Consider the following 16,108-nt stretch of genomic DNA (forward strand, 5'->3'; position numbering starts at 1 on the left):
GCCGTGACCGAGCCTGTCGAAGCCGCCGCTATCCAAGCCAACGGCGCGTCGATCCCGGCGATCGGGCTCGGCACCTGGACGCTGCGGGGCCGGGCCTGCGCCGATCTGGTCGCCGAGGCCCTGGCGCTCGGCTACCGCCATGTCGACACCGCGGCCATGTATGAGAACGAGGCCGAGGTGGGGGCGGGGCTGCGCGCCGCCGGCCTGCCGCGCGGCGACGTGTTCGTGACCACCAAGGTCTGGTACACCGACATCGCGCCCGGCGCGCTGGAGCGCTCGGCCGAGGCGAGCCTGCGCCGGCTCGGGCTCGACCATGTCGATCTGCTGCTGATCCACTGGCCCAACCCGGCCGTGCCCGTCGAGCACAGCATGCGCGCGCTGGGGGCGGTGCGCGAGGCCGGCATGGCGCGCCATATCGGCGTGTCGAACTTTCCCACCGGCCTGCTGCGCCGGGCGCTGGCGGCCAGCGCCCATCCGCTTGTCGCCAACCAGGTCGAACACCATCCCCGCCTGGCGCAGGACAAGATTCTGGCGGCGTGCCGGGCCGCGGGCATGGCGATGGTGTCCTATTGTCCGCTCCATCGCGGCGGCGCGCTGCTGGACGAACCGGCCATCCGCCAGGCCGCCCGGCGCCACGGCCGCAGCCCGGCCCAGATCGTGCTGCGCTGGCATGTCCAGCAGCCCGGCGTGGCCGCGATCCCGCGCACCACGCGCCGGGACAGGCTGGCGGAAAACCTGGCCGTGTTCGATTTCGCCCTGTCGGATGCGGAGATGGCGGCGATCTCGGCGCTGGGACGGGTGGGCGACCGCCTGTGCGACTACGCCTTTTCGCCGCAATGGGACGAGGCCTGAGGCCGGGCCTGGGGCGGAAGCAATGGTTAACGGCGCGTTAACCGAATCGGGCGGATGATTTTTCACGGGAGGAAACCTTGGAGAACCGCGATGTTCTTTGCAGGAAAACCTCTGCTGGCCGCCGCCGCGCTGTGTGCGGCCGGCACCGCGCTCGCCCATGACGCGCTGCCGAGCGCGGCCCAGCCGCAAGGCTGGAAATATCCCTTCGCCTGCTGCTCGGGCTTCGACTGCCGCATGGTGCCGACCAAGGCCGTGAGCGAGCGCCCGGAAGGCTATGTGATCGCCACCACCGGCGAGGTGGTGGGATATGGCGACACAAGGGTGCGCAATTCGCCGGACGGCGATTTCCACTGGTGCTCGGTCGCCGGCAGGAATGACGGCCGCACGATCTGCCTGTTCGTGCCGCCGCGGGCGTTTTGACCGGCCGGTCACGGAAGGTAACCGCTTCTTGAACGCAAGTGCGCGGCCCGCGCCGCGCGCGGGCTTGAAGCGCGGCCCGGCCGTGCCCATGTGATCGCGACCGGCACGATGTGGCGCGCGCCGGACCGGCGGCGGCCCGAGCACGGGCCCCGGCGGCGGACGGAACAGGGGACGGGTGAAGCCAGGGCCCGCGGGCCCGCAGCAAGGAGTGCCTGTCGTGACCCATGCGCAGATTGCGTCGAGACGAAACCGCAGCGCCTATCCGAGAAGCCCGGCCCGGCCGGTGCGGCCGGGCGAGGCCGCGTTCGGCGGCATCCTTGCGGCCATCGCCCTGGTGCTGGTGCTGGTCTAGCGCCCGGGGCCGCCGGCGGGCCGGTTCGCTCATGCCCCGCCGTCGACCCGCCGCATCAGCGCCATGGCGCCGAACGGCGCGCGCAGCTTTCCCTCGGTGATGAAATAGACGAACACGTCGCGCGGTTTCTTCTCCGGCGCGAAGGCCGGGTCGGCGCGCGGCAAATCGTCGGGCACGCCGCCGGCGGCCCAGATTTTGGCGCGCGCGGCCCAGCCGTCGAGCGCGGTCTCGGGATAGCAGTGCGCATTGTCGTCGGCGCCGGTCTGCAGCCTTGCATAGACGAAATCGCCGGTGACGTCGGCGATCGCCGGATATTTGGCGTGGTCGGCGAAAACGATCGCCACCTTGTGGCGGTGCGCCAGCGCGACCAGCTCCGGCACAACAAAACTCGGATGGCGCAGCTCGATCGCGTGGCGCAGCGCGACCCCGTCATGGGTTGCCGGCAGCAGGGCCAGGAACGCCGCGAAATCCTCCGGGTCGAATTTCTTGGTCGGCGCGAACTGCCACAAAAGCGGCCCGAGTTTTGGCCCGAGCGCGGCGACGCCGGAGCCCAAAAACCGCGCCAGCGACTCGCCCGCCTCGGCCAGCACCCGGCGATTGGTGATGAAGCGGTTGCCCTTCAGCGACAGGACGAAATCGTCGGGCGTCTCGGCCGCCCATTTCATGAAGGTCGGCTCCTTGAAGCTCGAATAATAGGTGCCGTTGACCTCGATCGTCGGCACCTGGCGCGCGGCGTATTCGAGCTGGCGCTTCTTGGCGAGTTTTTCGGGATAGAACGTGCCCTCCCAGGGCGCGTAGGTCCAGCCGCCCATGCCGGCGCGGATTGTTCCCATGGCCGAACTCATGGCGCGGGGCTCCGGTTTTGTTGTCCGGCCCCGCGCGCCGGCGGGCGCATCCGCGCGCTTGGCTTTCCGCGCCGGGAGGCGCGATACCGGTTCAAGCCCGGGGCGGGCGGGCCGGCCGGCCTTGCGCTCGCTGCGCGACCGGAGCCGGAGAGAAGAGGGATCACCGCGTGCATCGTTCCGTTCCTGAGAGTTTTGCCCGGCGAAGATGCGGGCTTTGCCGGCGCCTGTCCATCCGAAAGCGGCGGTCTGCTGACAGGGGCAGGCGGGAATAGGGAATAGGGGTGCTGGCTCCCGGCTGTCGTGGCGCCGCGGCGGCTGCCGCCGTTTTGCCGGGGCGCGGCAAGGCGAAGGCGCGCGAAGGCGGGCGCGGCGAAGGGGTTTTCGCCGCGCGAAGCGCTGCCGGGGGGGGGCGGGGAGACCGGTCACGACGTGTCGGGCGCCTCCAGCGCCCAGAAGGCGAGGCCGTGGACGTCGGTCAAAATTGTCTGGATTTCGTGCGAGGGCCGACGGCGCTCGGCCCGGCTCTGGCCGGGCGGCCGCCCGGTGCGCAACGGCCAGACGCGGCGGTTGCGGTGAGTGTCTTTCCGGGCAGGCGATAGCGTCGCGGCGTTTTCCTGTTGCGCGCCGGCAATGCGGCAACGCCAGCGGGCAAAGCGGCGCGCCTGCCAGTCCATCGCCGCCTCCGTTTTCGGGTGGCGGGAGTGTGGGCGAGGTTGGGAGGGGGGTGGATCGATTATTCGAAAATGCCAACCATGCAGCAGTTGTGGCCTTAGTTTGGGTTAGACCACTCCATAAAGAATAGGCTACGTAGATCCATCCGCCCGCAATTGTGAGGGAGGTTCATGTCGATTTATAGGAATCATTGCGACGGTTGCAGCGCTTTGTCCAACCCGCTCATGGCCGTGAACTGCCGCTATCCATTCCAGTCCGTCGTAGATCAATGGCGTCGGGCATCGGCGACTCGAGGGGATGAAATGTAGAGGGAAGAATGGACCGAGGTGTCGCAAGCGACATTGGGCGTCTCCCAAATAGCACATATATGCTGTAGAGCGTTCATGATATGTTCTTGATCCGTGGCGGATAATGGATCAATCTGTGGAGCCGATTGGACTGAGATTGCGAATCGGCAAGTTATTGCCTCTAAGATTTGACGAGGAGATTCGATGCGCAGCGTAGAGATGTTTAGCGGTTGCGGAGGACTTGCACTGGGTTTGGCTCGGGCAGGTTTCGATCACCTGCTTCTTGTCGAGCGCGACAAGCATTCGGTCGAGAACGTACGGCACAATATTAGCCGCAACATCAGCTATTTGGGCCATTGGCAAGTTCATTCCGATGACGTTCGAGTAGTGAGGTGGAGCGTTTTCAAAGAGCTTGTTGACTTTGTCGCAGGCGGCCCTCCGTGCCAACCCTTCTCAATCGGCGGCTTGCATCGAGGCGAGGAGGATGTTCGAGATATGTGGCCGGAAGCTATCCGAGCAGTCCGGCAGATTGTGCCACGAGGGTTTCTGTTCGAGAACGTCCGCGGCCTCCTTCGTCCAAAATTTGCCGACCATTTGGACTGGATCAGACTGTCGCTGACCGAGCCTAATTTAGTGCAAAGGAAGGATGAGGATCGCGCCAGCCATTTGGAGCGCTTACGGGGTGAAGAAGACAAAGGTTCTTACCGAGTTATCGTGACAAAAGTAAACGCCGCTGATTACGGGGCGCCACAAAAACGGCATCGCGTTCTCTTTATGGGGATTCACAAGAGCATCGCCCCGTTAATCGAGGCCCCTAAGCCTACGCATTCACGTGAGCGGCTGCTCTGGGATCAGTATGTTACTGGTGATTACTGGCGCAGGCACGACATTCGGAAGCCACCTAGCCGCCCGGCGAATGTGACGGATCGCCTGACAGTCGACGCCCTAAGGAACAAAGGCCGCGAGCCGGTAGGGCTGCCTTGGGTAACTGTTCGTGATGCTCTCGCTGGCCTCGGCGAGCCGGGTTCTCGCCGCGACATTTCAAACCATCAACTGCAGCCTGGTGCGCGGGCCTATCCGGGACACACGGGCAGCCCGGTAGACGAACCAGCCAAGGCACTGAAAGCAGGCGTACACGGTGTACCCGGCGGGGAGAACATGATGGCTTTCTCTGACGGCAGCGTTCGTTACTTCACAGTGCGCGAAGCGGCCCGGCTGCAAGGGCTGCCGGACGACTACGAGTTCATCGGCAGTTGGACTGAGAATATGCGCCAGCTCGGCAATGCCGCACCTGTGCAGTTAGCGGAAGCCTTCGGGCGTCATATCGAGGGCATTCTTTCAAAAGCTTGCCGATCGTCCCAGAAGGCGGCGTAATGGCGCCTAAGCCCAAGAAGCACGAGATTTTGCTTGACGAGATGCTCGCGACCCTATCGACTCTGGGGGAGTTGGGGGAGACGCTCTCCAGGCCAGCCGCGAAGAAGACGCGCGAATCGCTTTACAGCCTGCGGGATGAGATCGCCAAGGCGGCCGCTGCCCTCGATCCGGTAAGGGAGCCCGCAAGTTGGTTTGACCCGGCGGATCCTTACACCGCAGGTCGACTCGTCGCAGTCGCTTTGCTGGCGCAACCCCGAGTTCCTCTCGACTTGATATCGAGGTCGTATGGTGCTGGCGTCTATGCCATCTACTATAAGGGCGATCACCCAGCTTACGCACCGATCTCTGGAACGGAAACGCCCATATACGTGGGAAAAGCTGACCCGTCTTCGGGAACAGCCTCGAGCCCAAGAGAGCAGGGCCAAACGCTTTATGGGCGCCTTGCTGACCATCGCAAGGCAATTAGAATCGTCGAGCAGTGGGCGACCGGCAAGAACCTGACGCCGCCCGAGTATCCGCTTCGCATCGCAGACTTTGAATGCAGGCGCTTAGTAACTGCAACTAACGCCCAGACTTACGCCGAGAGCCATCTCATTAACCTATTCGAGCCGGTGTGGAACAGAGAGACGCGCATTTGCTGGGGCATCAGCATGCACGGTGATACCGACGGCCGCAACAACGCCCGGCCGCCATGGCATGTGCTTCACCGGGGTGTTTCGTGGGCTATGGCAGAAAAGCGGCTCGACTCACGACCGCTTGCGCAGATTCTTGACGACATTAGCAAACATTTCAACGAGAAGCCCGGCTTTGCCTCGGAAGAGGAGATCATCGACCAATTTCTAAAAGCCTTCGCGCAGGATCCGATGATAGTCTCGACGTCGTTGGCCGATGACGATCCTAACGACGCTCCCCATGGTACGAAAAAATCCGGTATCTGACGTGGACCCCGCTCGCAGCGTCCAGATGGCGCTTGTTGGAAGCAAGGACACCAGGCCAGAGATGATTGTTCGTCGCGTAGTCCACTCATTAGGGTTTCGTTTCCGTCTCCACCGCAAAGACCTTCCTGGTAAGCCCGACATCGTCCTCCCACGTCACCGCAAGGTCATCGAGGTACGAGGCTGTTTTTGGCACCAGCATTCCGACCCATCCTGCTGGCGGTCGCGAATGCCGAAAACCCGCCCTGAATTTTGGGTGCCGAAGCTCAAGCGTAACGTCGTCCGAGATCGGTCCAACGAGGCCGCACTGCGGGACCTTGGCTGGGAGCTGCTGATCGTCTGGGAATGCGAAACCCGCCCCGCTCGTCGCGAAGAGCTGGCAGAGCTGTTGTGCAAGTTTCTACAGCATGGTTAGCCGCCCCCATCCCTACTCCGCAGCTACCCGCTTGCGTCCTCCCGGCCGGCGTTCCAGGAGTTCCTTCAAAAACCGGCCGGTATAGCTGCGCTCCTCGGCGATGATGTCGTCCGGCGTGCCCGAGGCGACCAGTTCGCCGCCGCCGTCGCCGCCTTCCGGGCCGAGATCGAGGATCCAGTCGGCGGTCTTGATCACCTCCAGATTGTGCTCGATGACGACCACGGTGTTGCCCTGGTCGACCAGCTCGTGCAGCACGTCGAGCAGTTTGGCCACGTCGTGGAAATGCAGGCCGGTGGTCGGCTCGTCGAGAATGTAGAGCGTCTTGCCGGTCGCCTTGCGCGACAATTCCTTGGCGAGCTTGATGCGCTGCGCCTCGCCGCCCGACAGGGTGGTAGCCTGCTGGCCGATATGGACGTAGCCGAGCCCGACCTTGGCGAGCGTCTGCAGCTTGTCGCGCACCGCCGGCACGGCGGCGAAGAACTCCGCGCCTTCCTCGACCGTCATGTCGAGCACGTCGGCGATCGATTTTTCCTTGAACGTGACCTCGAGCGTCTCGCGATTGTAGCGCTTGCCGTGGCACACGTCGCAGGTGACGTAGACGTCGGGCAGAAAATGCATCTCGATCTTGATGACGCCGTCGCCCTGGCAGGCCTCGCAGCGCCCGCCCTTGACGTTGAAGGAGAAGCGGCCGGGCTGGTAGCCGCGCGCCTTGGCCTCGGGCAGGCCGGCGAACCAGTCGCGGATCGGGGTGAAGGCGCCGGTATAGGTGGCCGGGTTGGAGCGCGGCGTGCGGCCGATCGGCGACTGGTCGATGTCGATCACCTTGTCGAGGAATTCCAGCCCCTCGATGCGCTCGTGCTCGGCCGGGTGCTCGCGCGAGCCCATGATGCGGCGCGAGGCGGCCTTGTAGAGCGTCTCGATCAGAAAGGTCGATTTGCCGCCGCCCGACACGCCGGTGACGCAGGCAAAGGTGCCGAGCGGGATCTCGGCGGTGACGTCCTTCAAATTGTTGCCGCGCGCGCCGACGACCTTGATGCGGCGGCCCTTCTTCAACGGCCGCGGCGCGTCGCGCGTCGGGATCGCCAGCGCGCCCGACAAATATTGCCCGGTCAGCGAGCCGGGGTCGGCCAGAATGTCGGCCGGCGTGCCCTTTGCGACGACGCGCCCGCCATGGATGCCGGCGGCCGGGCCGATGTCGACCACGTGGTCGGCGGTCAGGATGGCGTCCTCGTCGTGCTCGACCACGATCACCGTGTTGTCGAGGTCGCGCAAATGCTTGAGCGTGTCGAGCAGGCGGGCATTGTCGCGCTGATGCAGCCCGATCGAGGGTTCGTCGAGCACGTAGAGCACGCCGGTCAGACCGGAGCCGATCTGCGAGGCGAGCCGGATACGCTGGCTCTCGCCGCCCGACAGCGTGCCGGAATTGCGCGACAGGCTGAGATAGTCGAGCCCGACATCGTTGAGGAAGGCGAGCCGCTCGCGGATCTCCTTCAGGATGCGCCCGGCGATCTCGTTCTGTTTGTCGGTGAGCCGGGCCGGCAGCGCCTCGAACCAGGCGCCGGCCTTGCGGATCGAAAGCTGGGTGACCGCGCCGATATGCTGCCCGTCGATCTTGACCGCCAGCGCCTCCGGTTTCAGCCGGTAGCCCGAACAGGCCGGGCAGGGGCTGGAGGCCATGTAACGCTCGATCTCCTCGCGGCTCCAGGCCGACTCGGTCTCCTTCCAGCGCCGTTCCAGATTGGGGATCACGCCCTCGAAGGTTTTTGTCGTCTGGTAGGAGCGCAGCCCGTCATCGTAGGAAAAGACGATCTGGCGCTCGCCGGTGCCGTGAAGGATCGCCCGGCGCGCCGGCTCGGGCAGGTCGCGCCAGCGCTGGCCGATCTTGAAATCATAGGCCTTGCCGAGCGCCTCCAGCGTCTGGGCGTAATAGGGCGAGGTCGAGCGCGCCCAGGGCGCGACCGCGCCGTCGCGCAGGGTCAGCCCGTCATCGGGCACCACCAACTCGGGATCGATGGCGCGCTGGCTGCCGAGCCCGTCGCAGGACGGGCAGGCGCCGAACGGGTTGTTGAAGGAGAAAAGCCGCGGCTCGATCTCGGGAATGGTGAAGCCCGACACCGGGCAGGCGAATTTTTCCGAAAACAACAACCGCTCGTGGGTGTCGTTCTTCGACTTGTTGGCGGCTTCGCCCGACTGGGTTTCCGGCGGCAGCGGCCGGTCGGCGAACTCGGCCACGGCGAGCCCGTCGGCGAGCCGCAGGCAGGTCTCCAGACTGTCGGCCAGCCGCGCGGCCAAATCGTCGCGCACCACGACGCGGTCGACGACGACGTCGATATCGTGCTTGAACTTCTTGTCGAGCGCCGGCGCCTCGGCGATCTCGTGGAAGACGCCGTCGATCTTGACGCGCTGAAAGCCCTTTTTCTGCAGCTCGGCCAGTTCCTTGCGGTACTCGCCCTTGCGCCCGCGCACGATCGGCGCCAGGAGGTAGAGCCGCGTGCCTTCCTCCAGCGCCAGCACCCGGTCGACCATCTGCGACACGGTCTGGCTCTCGATCGGCAGGCCGGTGGCCGGCGAATAGGGCACGCCGACGCGCGCGAACAACAGCCGCATATAGTCGTAGATCTCGGTCACCGTGCCGACCGTGGAACGCGGATTCTTCGACGTCGTCTTCTGCTCGATCGAGATCGCCGGGCTCAAGCCGTCGATCTGGTCGACATCGGGCTTCTGCATCATCTCCAGGAACTGGCGCGCATAGGCCGACAGGCTTTCCACGTAGCGACGCTGGCCCTCGGCGTAGATCGTGTCGAAGGCGAGCGACGATTTGCCCGAACCCGACAGGCCGGTCATCACGGTGAGGCTGTTGCGGGGAATGTCGAGGTCGACATTTTTGAGATTGTGCTCGCGCGCGCCGCGAATGGAGATGAATTTCTGATCGGCCATGCCGCAATGCCGTTCCGTGTTGCGATGGGAAGGCGCGGACGGGAATCCGCGCCAGCCTCCAAGCTAGGTCGCCGCGCCGCCATGTCGAGGGGCTTTTCGTCAAACCGAGTTAGACTCCTTTGCCGGGCGAGGGCAAGGGCAAAGAACAAACATCGAACGCATTCCTGACATGGCTGGCGCCCGGCGCGGCGGCCCCGGCCGCCCGCGATCACATTTTGCCCATCGCGCGCCGCCGATATTGACAGCGGCACCGGCCGGGGCGCAGACTTGAAACCGTTCCGAGGGCGGCCTCGAAATCATCCCCGGAGGCGGGATTTTCGCGAGGCGCCGCGAAGGCGAGGCTGCGGACGGAACGGTGTCGGTGCAACCAGCAGAGGAGGGAGGCATGACCCCGCCGGACAGTCCCTGCCGGCTCCGCTTGCAGAGCGGAGCCACGGTGAGGCCGATCGGACGCTGAGCGGCTGATCGCGCGCGCCGTCAAATCAACTTACATCGCTGACCAATGCGAAGGGTGCCATCCTTGAGTGGATGTCCCTTGACGATCACCTGATATCCTCGGAGATCGGGGAAACCCAAAGGCCTCGCGCGCTCGAAACGGTAGCGGCGAGGCCGTTCTCTTGATGGGGGGTGGCGGCGTGCGGGCGAAGGCGCCGGCAGCGGCAGGCCGGCAGCGACCGCTTGTTCCGATCCCGGCGTTCTTGTCCCGATTCCGGCGCCGCGGGCAGGATCAGGCATTCTCCGGCCCAAATCCGGCCCAAACATGGTTCCGTCGTTGGCTGTCGGCCTCGATCGGAACATTCTCGCAAGTGCGGATGGCGATGTCCGTGCGGCAGCGCACGCGCACCGCGCCGGGATTTGGTGGCTGATGCGGCCGAGACGCGGCGAGGCCGGCGGTGTGGCGTGCGATCGGGACAAGCGCGCCATCGTCGAACCGAGCGGTCGAAAACCGGGCGGCCGACCCGGACGGCGCGCGCGGAAAGTCCCGGCGCGGCCGGGGCGCAAAAGCGCGTCGACATCGGGTCCGGTGTGAACGGCGCTATCGCGCGGCGTCGAGGGCGGGCGAAACGGACGACGACAGGAGCCGGGACACGCAAGAAGGCCCGAACGACCGGACGAGGGTGCCCGTTGCCGGTGCCTCAGCGGCCGTTGCGGTAGCCGCCGGTGCCGATCTCGTAGGAAATGCTGCCGGAGATGGTCACGTCCCAGTCGCCGACCTTGAACGAGCCCGGCGTGGAGCCGACCGGCAGCCGCTCGTCGGGTTCGGGCAACGGCGCGTCGGTGGCGCCGGTGCCGAGCGTGCGGTCGACGCCGGGCAGGCCGTCATCGGCCTTGCCCGCATCCGGTCCGGCCAGGGCCGGCAGGCTTGCAGCGGCGACAAAAGCCGCCAGAACGGCGATCATCAGGGGTCGCGACATGATTTCGGCTCCGATCACGCTTCGTCCCGACATAAGCGCGCGCGCCGCCGCTGCCAAGAGCAGGCCGCTTCACATTTTGCGCACGGCTTGCGATCCGCGCCGCCCGCGGTTGAAATCGAACCGGAAACCGAATAGAACAAAAAAAGAACAAAACCCTTGTGGACAGCGCAAGGAATCTGCCCCGCCGGGGCGCGTCGGCCGGGGCGATCGGATAGAATGCGCGCCGATCAGAAATGTCCCGGGCGGACGAGCGTGGAGATAATGTGATGGCGGGAAGCGTCAACAAGGTGATTTTGGTCGGCAATCTGGGCGCCGATCCGGAAATCCGCCGCCTGAATTCCGGCGATCCGGTCGTCAACATGCGCGTTGCGACCTCCGAGACCTGGCGCGACCGCCAGTCCGGCGAGCGCCGCGAGCGCACCGAATGGCACAATGTCGTGATCTTCAACGACAATCTGGCCAAGGTCGCCGAGCAATATTTGAAAAAGGGCATGAAGGTCTATCTGGAGGGCCAGCTGCAGACCCGCAAATGGCAGGACCAGACCGGCAACGACCGCTACACGACCGAGATCGTGCTGCAGAAATTCCGCGGCGAGCTGCAGATGCTGGATTCGCGCGGGCAGGGCGAGGGCGGCGGCCAGTACAACGCCCCGGCCGCGCGCGGCTCCGATTTCGGCGCGTCCGGCCCGAACGAAAGCCAGGGCGGCGGCGGCGGTGGGGGCGGCGGTTTCTCGCGCGATCTCGACGACGAAATCCCGTTCTGATCGGCCGCCGATGCAGCGCATCGCGCATGTCATGGTCGTGGTGCGCGACTATGACGAGGCCATCGCCTTTTATTGCGGCAAGCTCGGTTTCGAGCTTGTGGCGGATACGCACCAGCCCGAGCAGGACAAGCGCTGGGTGGTCGTCGCGCCGCCCGGCGGCGGTACCTCGCTGGTGCTTGGTCGCGCGGCGGACGAGGCGCAGGCGGCGGCGATCGGCAATCAGACCGGCGGCCGCGTCTTCCTGTTCCTGCAGACCGACGATTTCGCGCGCGACCATCGGCGCTTTCTCGGCCAAGGGATCGATTTCGTGCGCGCGCCGACGGTAGCGGAGTACGGCACGGTCGCCGTGTTCGCCGACCTCTACGGCAATCAGTGGGACCTGATCGAGTTCGCGCCCGGCCATCCTCTGGCCGTGGCGAACACCTGACGCGTTCGTGACTGGTACGTGAGCGCGCGCTGTCGCAAGAACGTCGCCATGCCGACGATCGAACATGTTTTGGCCGCGTGTTGCGTGGCCCTGCTGGCGGCGGCCGGACCCGCCCAGGCCGGCGAGGCCGACGTGACGGCGGTCGACATCTCGCCGCGCGCCGACGGCACCTATCGCTTCGACGTCACCGTGCGCCATGCCGATACCGGCTGGGACCATTATGCCGATCGCTGGGAGGTGGTCGGCGAGGACGGCGCGGTGCTGGCCACGCGCGTGCTGGCCCATCCCCATGTCGACGAACAGCCCTTCACCCGCAGCCGGGACGGGGTGACGGTGCCGCCCGGACTGCGCACGGTGACGGTGCGCGCGCATGACAGCGTGCACGGTTTTGGCGGGCGCGCGATGACGGTGGTCCTGCCGGACCGCTAAGCCGTTCTGCTTTTCACGGCTGCGCAGACCGGCTCCACCTGGCTGTTTTTGACGCGTTTTTCGCATGGCGAGCCGGCGTCCACTTTGCCTGGGAACGCTTTGGCGCGGCGCGCCGAGGCGCTCGCGAGGGCCGTTTACGCCGCCATCAGCGCCTTGACCCCGTCGGCGACGAACTGGACGGCGAGCGCGGCCAGGATCACGCCCAAAAGCCGGGTCAGGATCGAGCGCCCGGTCTGGCCCAAAAACCCGTCGACGCGCTCGGCCAGCAGAAAGACGAGATAGGTCGCCACGATCGCCGCCAGGATGACGGCGACCAGCGTCGCCTGGCCGACCGGGCCCGAAAACGAGCCCGACAACAGCACCGTGGCCGAGATCGCGCCGGGCCCGGCGATCAGCGGGATGGCCAGCGGAAAGGCGGCGATGTTGTGGATCATGTCGCGGGTGATCGCCACGTCGGCGCTCTTTTCCTTGCGCTCCTGGCGGCGCTCGAACACCATTTCGAAGGCGATGAAAAAAAGCAGCAGCCCGCCGGCGACCCGGAAGGCGGGCAGGGTGATGCCGAACACCGACAGGATCGCCGCGCCGGCGAGCGCGAACAGCGCCAGAAGCAGAAAGCCGATGATGGAGGCGCGCAGGCCGACCTGCTGGCGCTCCGAGCGGTTCATGCCGCGCGTCAGCGCCAGAAACAGCGGCGCCAGGCCGGGCGGGTCGATGGTGACCAAAAGCGTCACGAAGGCGTTGAAGATCTGGTCCAGGCTCGGCATCGGCGCGTCCTCGTCGCCCGGCAACCTAGCGCCGCGCGCCGGACAAGGCCAGCGGGGGCTGGGAAAGGCGCGGACGATCGCCTTGACGCCGCGCCGGCCGGCCCGGTTGCGGCGGCGCTTGCCGCGCGGTCAACGGCATGGTCGGGGCACGGTCAGCCGCACGGTCGGGGGCGCGATTCGCGCCGTTGCGGGCCGGTTGCCGGGCAACATTCGGCCGGGAAAATCATTTATCCGGTAAGATATTGTTTTCAATGCGATATCGGCGGTCGAAAATCGACCGGACGGTTTGGCGAATTGTGCCGGCATCCTATATAAGGAGCGACATGATTCCTCTATCGAACGTGATCCGTTTTGACTGACCAGACGACCCCGCGCGCGCCAGACGATCCCAACGGTATCGAGCCGGTTTCCATCATCGAGGAAATGCAGCGCTCCTATCTCGACTACGCGATGAGCGTGATCGTGAGCCGCGCGCTGCCGGATGTGCGCGACGGGCTCAAGCCGGTGCATCGGCGCATCCTGTTCGCCTCGCACGAGAGCGGCTACCACTGGAACCGCAAATACGTGAAATCCGCGCGGCCGGTCGCCGACGTGATGGGTAAATACCACCCGCACAGCGACGCCTCGATCTACGACGCCCTGGTGCGCATGGCCCAGGACTGGTCGATGCGCCTGCCGCTGATCGACGGCCAGGGCAATTTCGGCTCGATCGACGGCGATCCGCCGGCGGCGATGCGCTACACCGAGGCGCGGCTGACCAAGGCCGCGCACGAGCTGCTGGAGGATATCGACAAGGAAACGGTCGATTTCCAGGACAATTACGACGGCTCGGCCAGCGAACCGAAAGTGCTGCCGGCGCGGTTTCCCAACCTGTTGGTCAGCGGCTCGGGCGGCATCGCGGTCGGCATGGCGACCAACATCCCGCCGCACAATCTGGGCGAGGTCTGCGACGCCGCCATCGCCCTGATCGACAATCCGGCCATCGAGCTGCCGGCCTTGATGGAGATCGTGCCCGGTCCGGACTTTCCCACCGGCGGCCTGATCCTCGGCCGCGCCGGCATCTACAGCGCCTACGACACCGGCCGCGGCTCGATCCAGATGCGCGGCAAGGTGCATGTCGAGCCGGCCCGCAACGACCGCGAGGCGATCGTCATCACCGAGGTGCCCTATCAGGTCAACAAGGCGACGATGATCGAGAAAATGGCCGAGCTGGTGCGCGACAAGCGCATCGAGGGCATTTCCGACATTCGCGACGAAAGCGACCGCCAGGGCTACCGGGTGGTGATCGAGCTGAAGCGCGACACGGTCGCCGACGTCGTGCTGAACCAGCTCTACCGCTATACGCCGCTGCAGACCTCGTTCGGCGCCAACATCGTCGCGCTCAACGGCGGCAAGCCGGAACTGATGACCTTGCGCGACATCCTGCGCGCCTTCGTGTTCTTCCGCGAGCAGGTGGTCAGCCGGCGCACCAAATATCTTTTGAAGAAGGCGCGCGAGCGCGCCCACGTGCTGGTCGGCCTGGCGATCGCGGTCGCCAATATCGACGAGGTCATCAAGCTGATCCGCACCGCGCCGGACCCGCAGACGGCGCGCCAGCAATTGATGGAGCGGCGCTGGCCGGCCGCCGACGTGGAGGCGCTGATCCGCCTGATCGACGATCCGCGCCACCGCATCAACGAGGACGGCACCTACAATCTGTCGGAGGAGCAGGCGCGCGCCATCCTCGAACTGCGCCTGCAGCGGCTGACGGCGCTCGGCCGCGACGAGATCGGCGACGAGCTCAACACGATCGGCACCGAGATCAAGGACTATCTCGACATCTTGTCGTCGCGCCTGCGCATCCAGCAGATCGTCAAGGACGAGCTGACCGCCGTGCGCGACGAGTTCGGCACGCCGCGGCGTACCCAGATCGTCGAGGGCGGTCCGGACATGGACGACGAGGACCTGATCCAGCGCGAGGACATGGTCGTCACCGTCACCCATGAGGGCTATCTCAAGCGCGTGCCGCTGTCGATCTACCGGGCCCAGGCGCGCGGCGGCAAGGGCCGCTCGGGCATGGCGACCAAGGACGACGATTTCGTCACCCGGCTGTTCGTGGCCTCCACCCACACGCCGATCCTGTTCTTTTCCTCGCGCGGCATCGTCTACAAGGAAAAGGTCTGGCGCCTGCCGATCGGCACGCCACAATCGCGCGGCAAGTTCCTGCGCAACATGCTGCCGCTGGAGGAGGGCGACCGCATCACCGCGATTATGCCGCTGCCCGAGGACGAGGAGCGCTGGGGCGAACTCGACGTGATGTTCGCCACCACCCGCGGCACGGTCAGGCGCAACAAGCTGTCGGATTTCGTCCAGGTCAACCGCAACGGCAAGATCGCCATGAAGCTCGACGCCGACGACGCGATCCTGAACGTGGCCACCTGCACCGAAAACGACGACGTGCTTTTGACCGCCGACAGCGGCCAGTGCATCCGCTTCCCCGTCACCGACGTGCGGGTGTTTGCCGGGCGCAACTCGGTCGGCGTGCGCGGCATCGCCATGGGCGAGAACGATCGGGCGATCTCGATGACGATCCTGGAAAGCGTCGAGGCGAACGCCCCGCAGCGGGCGGCCTATCTGCGCCGCGCCGCCGCCGAACGGCGGCTCGCCACCGGCGAGGACGAGGAGATCAGCCTGACCAACGAGGAGGTCAGCGAGGTCGAGGAGCTTTCCGACGAGTTCTACGAGTTCATGAAGCAGCACGAGCAATTCGTTCTGACCGTGACGGAATTCGGCTACGGCAAACGCTCGTCGTCCTACGATTTCCGCGTCACCGGCCGCGGCGGCAAGGGCATCCGCGCCACCGACGTCTCCAAGGCCGAGGAGATCGGTCGGCTGGTGGCGACCTTCCCGGTGGCCGACGACGACCAGATCATGCTGGTCTCCAATGGCGGCCAGGTGATCCGCGTGCCGGTCGGCGGCATCCGCATCGCCAGCCGCGCCACCAAGGGGGTGAAAGTGTTCAACACCGCCCAGGGCGAGCGCGTGGTGTCGGTCGAGCGCATTTCGGAAGCCCAGGACGAGGCCGTTGACGACATCGACGCGGAGGCCCCCGACGTCGAGGCGGCGACGGCCGCGCCGGCCAGCGATGGACCGGCTCCCGAGACACCCGACGGCGAGGCCTGAGGCGCTCAATCCGCGCGCCGGACAAGAACCTGCGTTTAAAAAGCCGAAAGCCGCCCCA

At 65.9% G+C, this 16,108-nt stretch carries 15 protein-coding genes; 10 read left to right on the plus strand and 5 right to left on the minus strand.

Features of this window, described 5'->3' with window-relative positions; all coding sequences use genetic code 11:
- Nucleotides 1-3 precede the first annotated feature (3 nt).
- The 3 genes from EP380_RS09830 to EP380_RS23865 all read left to right on the plus strand — a co-directional run bounded on the left by EP380_RS09830 (nucleotide 4) and on the right by EP380_RS23865 (nucleotide 1,624).
- Nucleotides 4-852 carry an aldo/keto reductase gene (locus EP380_RS09830; RefSeq protein ID WP_164749817.1) on the plus strand — a complete coding sequence of 283 codons (849 nt, stop codon included), beginning with the start codon at nucleotides 4-6 and terminating at the stop codon, nucleotides 850-852.
- A 90-nt stretch (nucleotides 853-942) separates the two neighbouring features.
- Nucleotides 943-1,272: a hypothetical protein gene (locus EP380_RS09835; protein ID WP_127598323.1), complete on the plus strand. Its 330-nt coding sequence runs from the start codon at nucleotides 943-945 to the stop codon at nucleotides 1,270-1,272.
- 217 nt (nucleotides 1,273-1,489) lie between these two features.
- Nucleotides 1,490-1,624, plus strand: coding sequence for a hypothetical protein (locus tag EP380_RS23865; RefSeq protein WP_275068994.1), 135 nt, complete (start codon nucleotides 1,490-1,492; stop codon nucleotides 1,622-1,624).
- Between the two features lie 29 nt (nucleotides 1,625-1,653).
- Here EP380_RS23865 and EP380_RS09840 read toward each other — a convergent pair whose 3' ends face one another.
- Together EP380_RS09840 and EP380_RS09845 are read right to left on the minus strand one after the other, a co-directional pair.
- Entirely contained in the window at nucleotides 1,654-2,469 is an 816-nt protein-coding gene (locus EP380_RS09840) for a DUF72 domain-containing protein (RefSeq protein WP_238719812.1), read from the minus strand.
- A gap of 422 nt (nucleotides 2,470-2,891) precedes the next feature.
- Nucleotides 2,892-3,143, minus strand: a complete 252-nt coding sequence (locus EP380_RS09845) for a hypothetical protein (RefSeq protein WP_127598325.1) — start codon at nucleotides 3,141-3,143, stop codon at nucleotides 2,892-2,894.
- 489 nt (nucleotides 3,144-3,632) lie between these two features.
- Between EP380_RS09845 and EP380_RS09850 the strand changes: the two genes are divergently transcribed.
- Genes EP380_RS09850 through EP380_RS09860 form a run of 3 tightly spaced genes read left to right on the plus strand, consistent with a single transcriptional unit; the run spans nucleotide 3,633 to nucleotide 6,152 of the window.
- The gene (locus EP380_RS09850) at nucleotides 3,633-4,802 is read left to right on the plus strand and encodes a DNA cytosine methyltransferase (protein WP_127598327.1); all 1,170 of its coding nucleotides are present in this window, start codon (nucleotides 3,633-3,635) and stop codon (nucleotides 4,800-4,802) included.
- Nucleotides 4,802-5,740, plus strand: a complete 939-nt coding sequence (locus EP380_RS09855; protein ID WP_127598329.1) for an Eco29kI family restriction endonuclease — start codon at nucleotides 4,802-4,804, stop codon at nucleotides 5,738-5,740. The genes EP380_RS09850 and EP380_RS09855 overlap by 1 nt, the downstream gene beginning before the upstream one ends.
- On the plus strand, nucleotides 5,715-6,152 hold the full coding sequence (locus EP380_RS09860; RefSeq protein WP_275068995.1) for a very short patch repair endonuclease: 438 nt from the start codon (nucleotides 5,715-5,717) through the stop codon (nucleotides 6,150-6,152). Before EP380_RS09855 ends, EP380_RS09860 begins: the two co-directional genes overlap by 26 nt.
- A gap of 12 nt (nucleotides 6,153-6,164) precedes the next feature.
- Here the strand turns inward: EP380_RS09860 and uvrA are convergent, their stop codons facing one another.
- On the minus strand, nucleotides 6,165-9,089 hold the full coding sequence (gene uvrA / locus EP380_RS09865; RefSeq protein WP_127598331.1) for an excinuclease ABC subunit UvrA: 2,925 nt from the start codon (nucleotides 9,087-9,089) through the stop codon (nucleotides 6,165-6,167).
- Nucleotides 9,090-10,225: 1,136 nt separating this feature from the next.
- Nucleotides 10,226-10,504 carry a hypothetical protein gene (locus EP380_RS09870; protein ID WP_127598333.1) on the minus strand — a complete coding sequence of 93 codons (279 nt, stop codon included), beginning with the start codon at nucleotides 10,502-10,504 and terminating at the stop codon, nucleotides 10,226-10,228.
- Nucleotides 10,505-10,770: 266 nt separating this feature from the next.
- On the opposite strand from EP380_RS09870, the gene EP380_RS09875 reads away from it, so the two are divergent.
- The 3 genes from EP380_RS09875 to EP380_RS09885 are packed head-to-tail and all read left to right on the plus strand — an operon-like array spanning nucleotide 10,771 to nucleotide 12,124.
- The gene (locus EP380_RS09875) at nucleotides 10,771-11,268 is read left to right on the plus strand and encodes a single-stranded DNA-binding protein (protein ID WP_127598336.1); all 498 of its coding nucleotides are present in this window, start codon (nucleotides 10,771-10,773) and stop codon (nucleotides 11,266-11,268) included.
- A 10-nt stretch (nucleotides 11,269-11,278) separates the two neighbouring features.
- The gene (locus tag EP380_RS09880; protein WP_106569578.1) at nucleotides 11,279-11,695 is read left to right on the plus strand and encodes a VOC family protein; all 417 of its coding nucleotides are present in this window, start codon (nucleotides 11,279-11,281) and stop codon (nucleotides 11,693-11,695) included.
- Between the two features lie 48 nt (nucleotides 11,696-11,743).
- Nucleotides 11,744-12,124: a hypothetical protein gene (locus EP380_RS09885; protein WP_238719814.1), complete on the plus strand. Its 381-nt coding sequence runs from the start codon at nucleotides 11,744-11,746 to the stop codon at nucleotides 12,122-12,124.
- A gap of 134 nt (nucleotides 12,125-12,258) precedes the next feature.
- Here the strand turns inward: EP380_RS09885 and EP380_RS09890 are convergent, their stop codons facing one another.
- A complete protein-coding gene (locus tag EP380_RS09890; protein ID WP_106569967.1) occupies nucleotides 12,259-12,888 on the minus strand; it encodes a MarC family protein in 630 nt (209 codons plus the stop codon).
- 351 nt (nucleotides 12,889-13,239) lie between these two features.
- Here EP380_RS09890 and gyrA point away from each other — a divergent pair, with 351 nt between their 5' ends.
- Nucleotides 13,240-16,050: a DNA gyrase subunit A gene (gyrA, locus tag EP380_RS09895; RefSeq protein ID WP_127598338.1), complete on the plus strand. Its 2,811-nt coding sequence runs from the start codon at nucleotides 13,240-13,242 to the stop codon at nucleotides 16,048-16,050.
- Nucleotides 16,051-16,108 lie beyond the last annotated feature (58 nt).

The organism is Nitratireductor alexandrii, from assembly GCF_004000215.1.
GTDB classification, from domain to species: domain Bacteria; phylum Pseudomonadota; class Alphaproteobacteria; order Rhizobiales; family Rhizobiaceae; genus Mangrovimarina; species Mangrovimarina alexandrii.

What these genes read in the sequence shown, in the direction of transcription:
- EP380_RS09880 (WP_106569578.1), top strand. Translation starts at nt 11,279, where the DNA reads ATGCAGCGCATCGCGCATGTCATGGTCGTGGTGCGCGACTATGACGAG.
- EP380_RS09855 (WP_127598329.1), top strand. Translation starts at nt 4,802, where the DNA reads ATGGCGCCTAAGCCCAAGAAGCACGAGATTTTGCTTGACGAGATGCTC.
- EP380_RS09885 (WP_238719814.1), top strand. Translation starts at nt 11,744, where the DNA reads ATGCCGACGATCGAACATGTTTTGGCCGCGTGTTGCGTGGCCCTGCTG.
- uvrA (WP_127598331.1), bottom strand. Translation starts at nt 9,089, where the DNA reads ATGGCCGATCAGAAATTCATCTCCATTCGCGGCGCGCGCGAGCACAAT.
- EP380_RS09845 (WP_127598325.1), bottom strand. Translation starts at nt 3,143, where the DNA reads ATGGACTGGCAGGCGCGCCGCTTTGCCCGCTGGCGTTGCCGCATTGCC.
- EP380_RS09840 (WP_238719812.1), bottom strand. Translation starts at nt 2,469, where the DNA reads ATGAGTTCGGCCATGGGAACAATCCGCGCCGGCATGGGCGGCTGGACC.
- EP380_RS09870 (WP_127598333.1), bottom strand. Translation starts at nt 10,504, where the DNA reads ATGTCGCGACCCCTGATGATCGCCGTTCTGGCGGCTTTTGTCGCCGCT.
- EP380_RS09860 (WP_275068995.1), top strand. Translation starts at nt 5,715, where the DNA reads ATGGTACGAAAAAATCCGGTATCTGACGTGGACCCCGCTCGCAGCGTC.
- EP380_RS09835 (WP_127598323.1), top strand. Translation starts at nt 943, where the DNA reads ATGTTCTTTGCAGGAAAACCTCTGCTGGCCGCCGCCGCGCTGTGTGCG.
- EP380_RS09875 (WP_127598336.1), top strand. Translation starts at nt 10,771, where the DNA reads ATGGCGGGAAGCGTCAACAAGGTGATTTTGGTCGGCAATCTGGGCGCC.
- EP380_RS09890 (WP_106569967.1), bottom strand. Translation starts at nt 12,888, where the DNA reads ATGCCGAGCCTGGACCAGATCTTCAACGCCTTCGTGACGCTTTTGGTC.
- EP380_RS09850 (WP_127598327.1), top strand. Translation starts at nt 3,633, where the DNA reads ATGCGCAGCGTAGAGATGTTTAGCGGTTGCGGAGGACTTGCACTGGGT.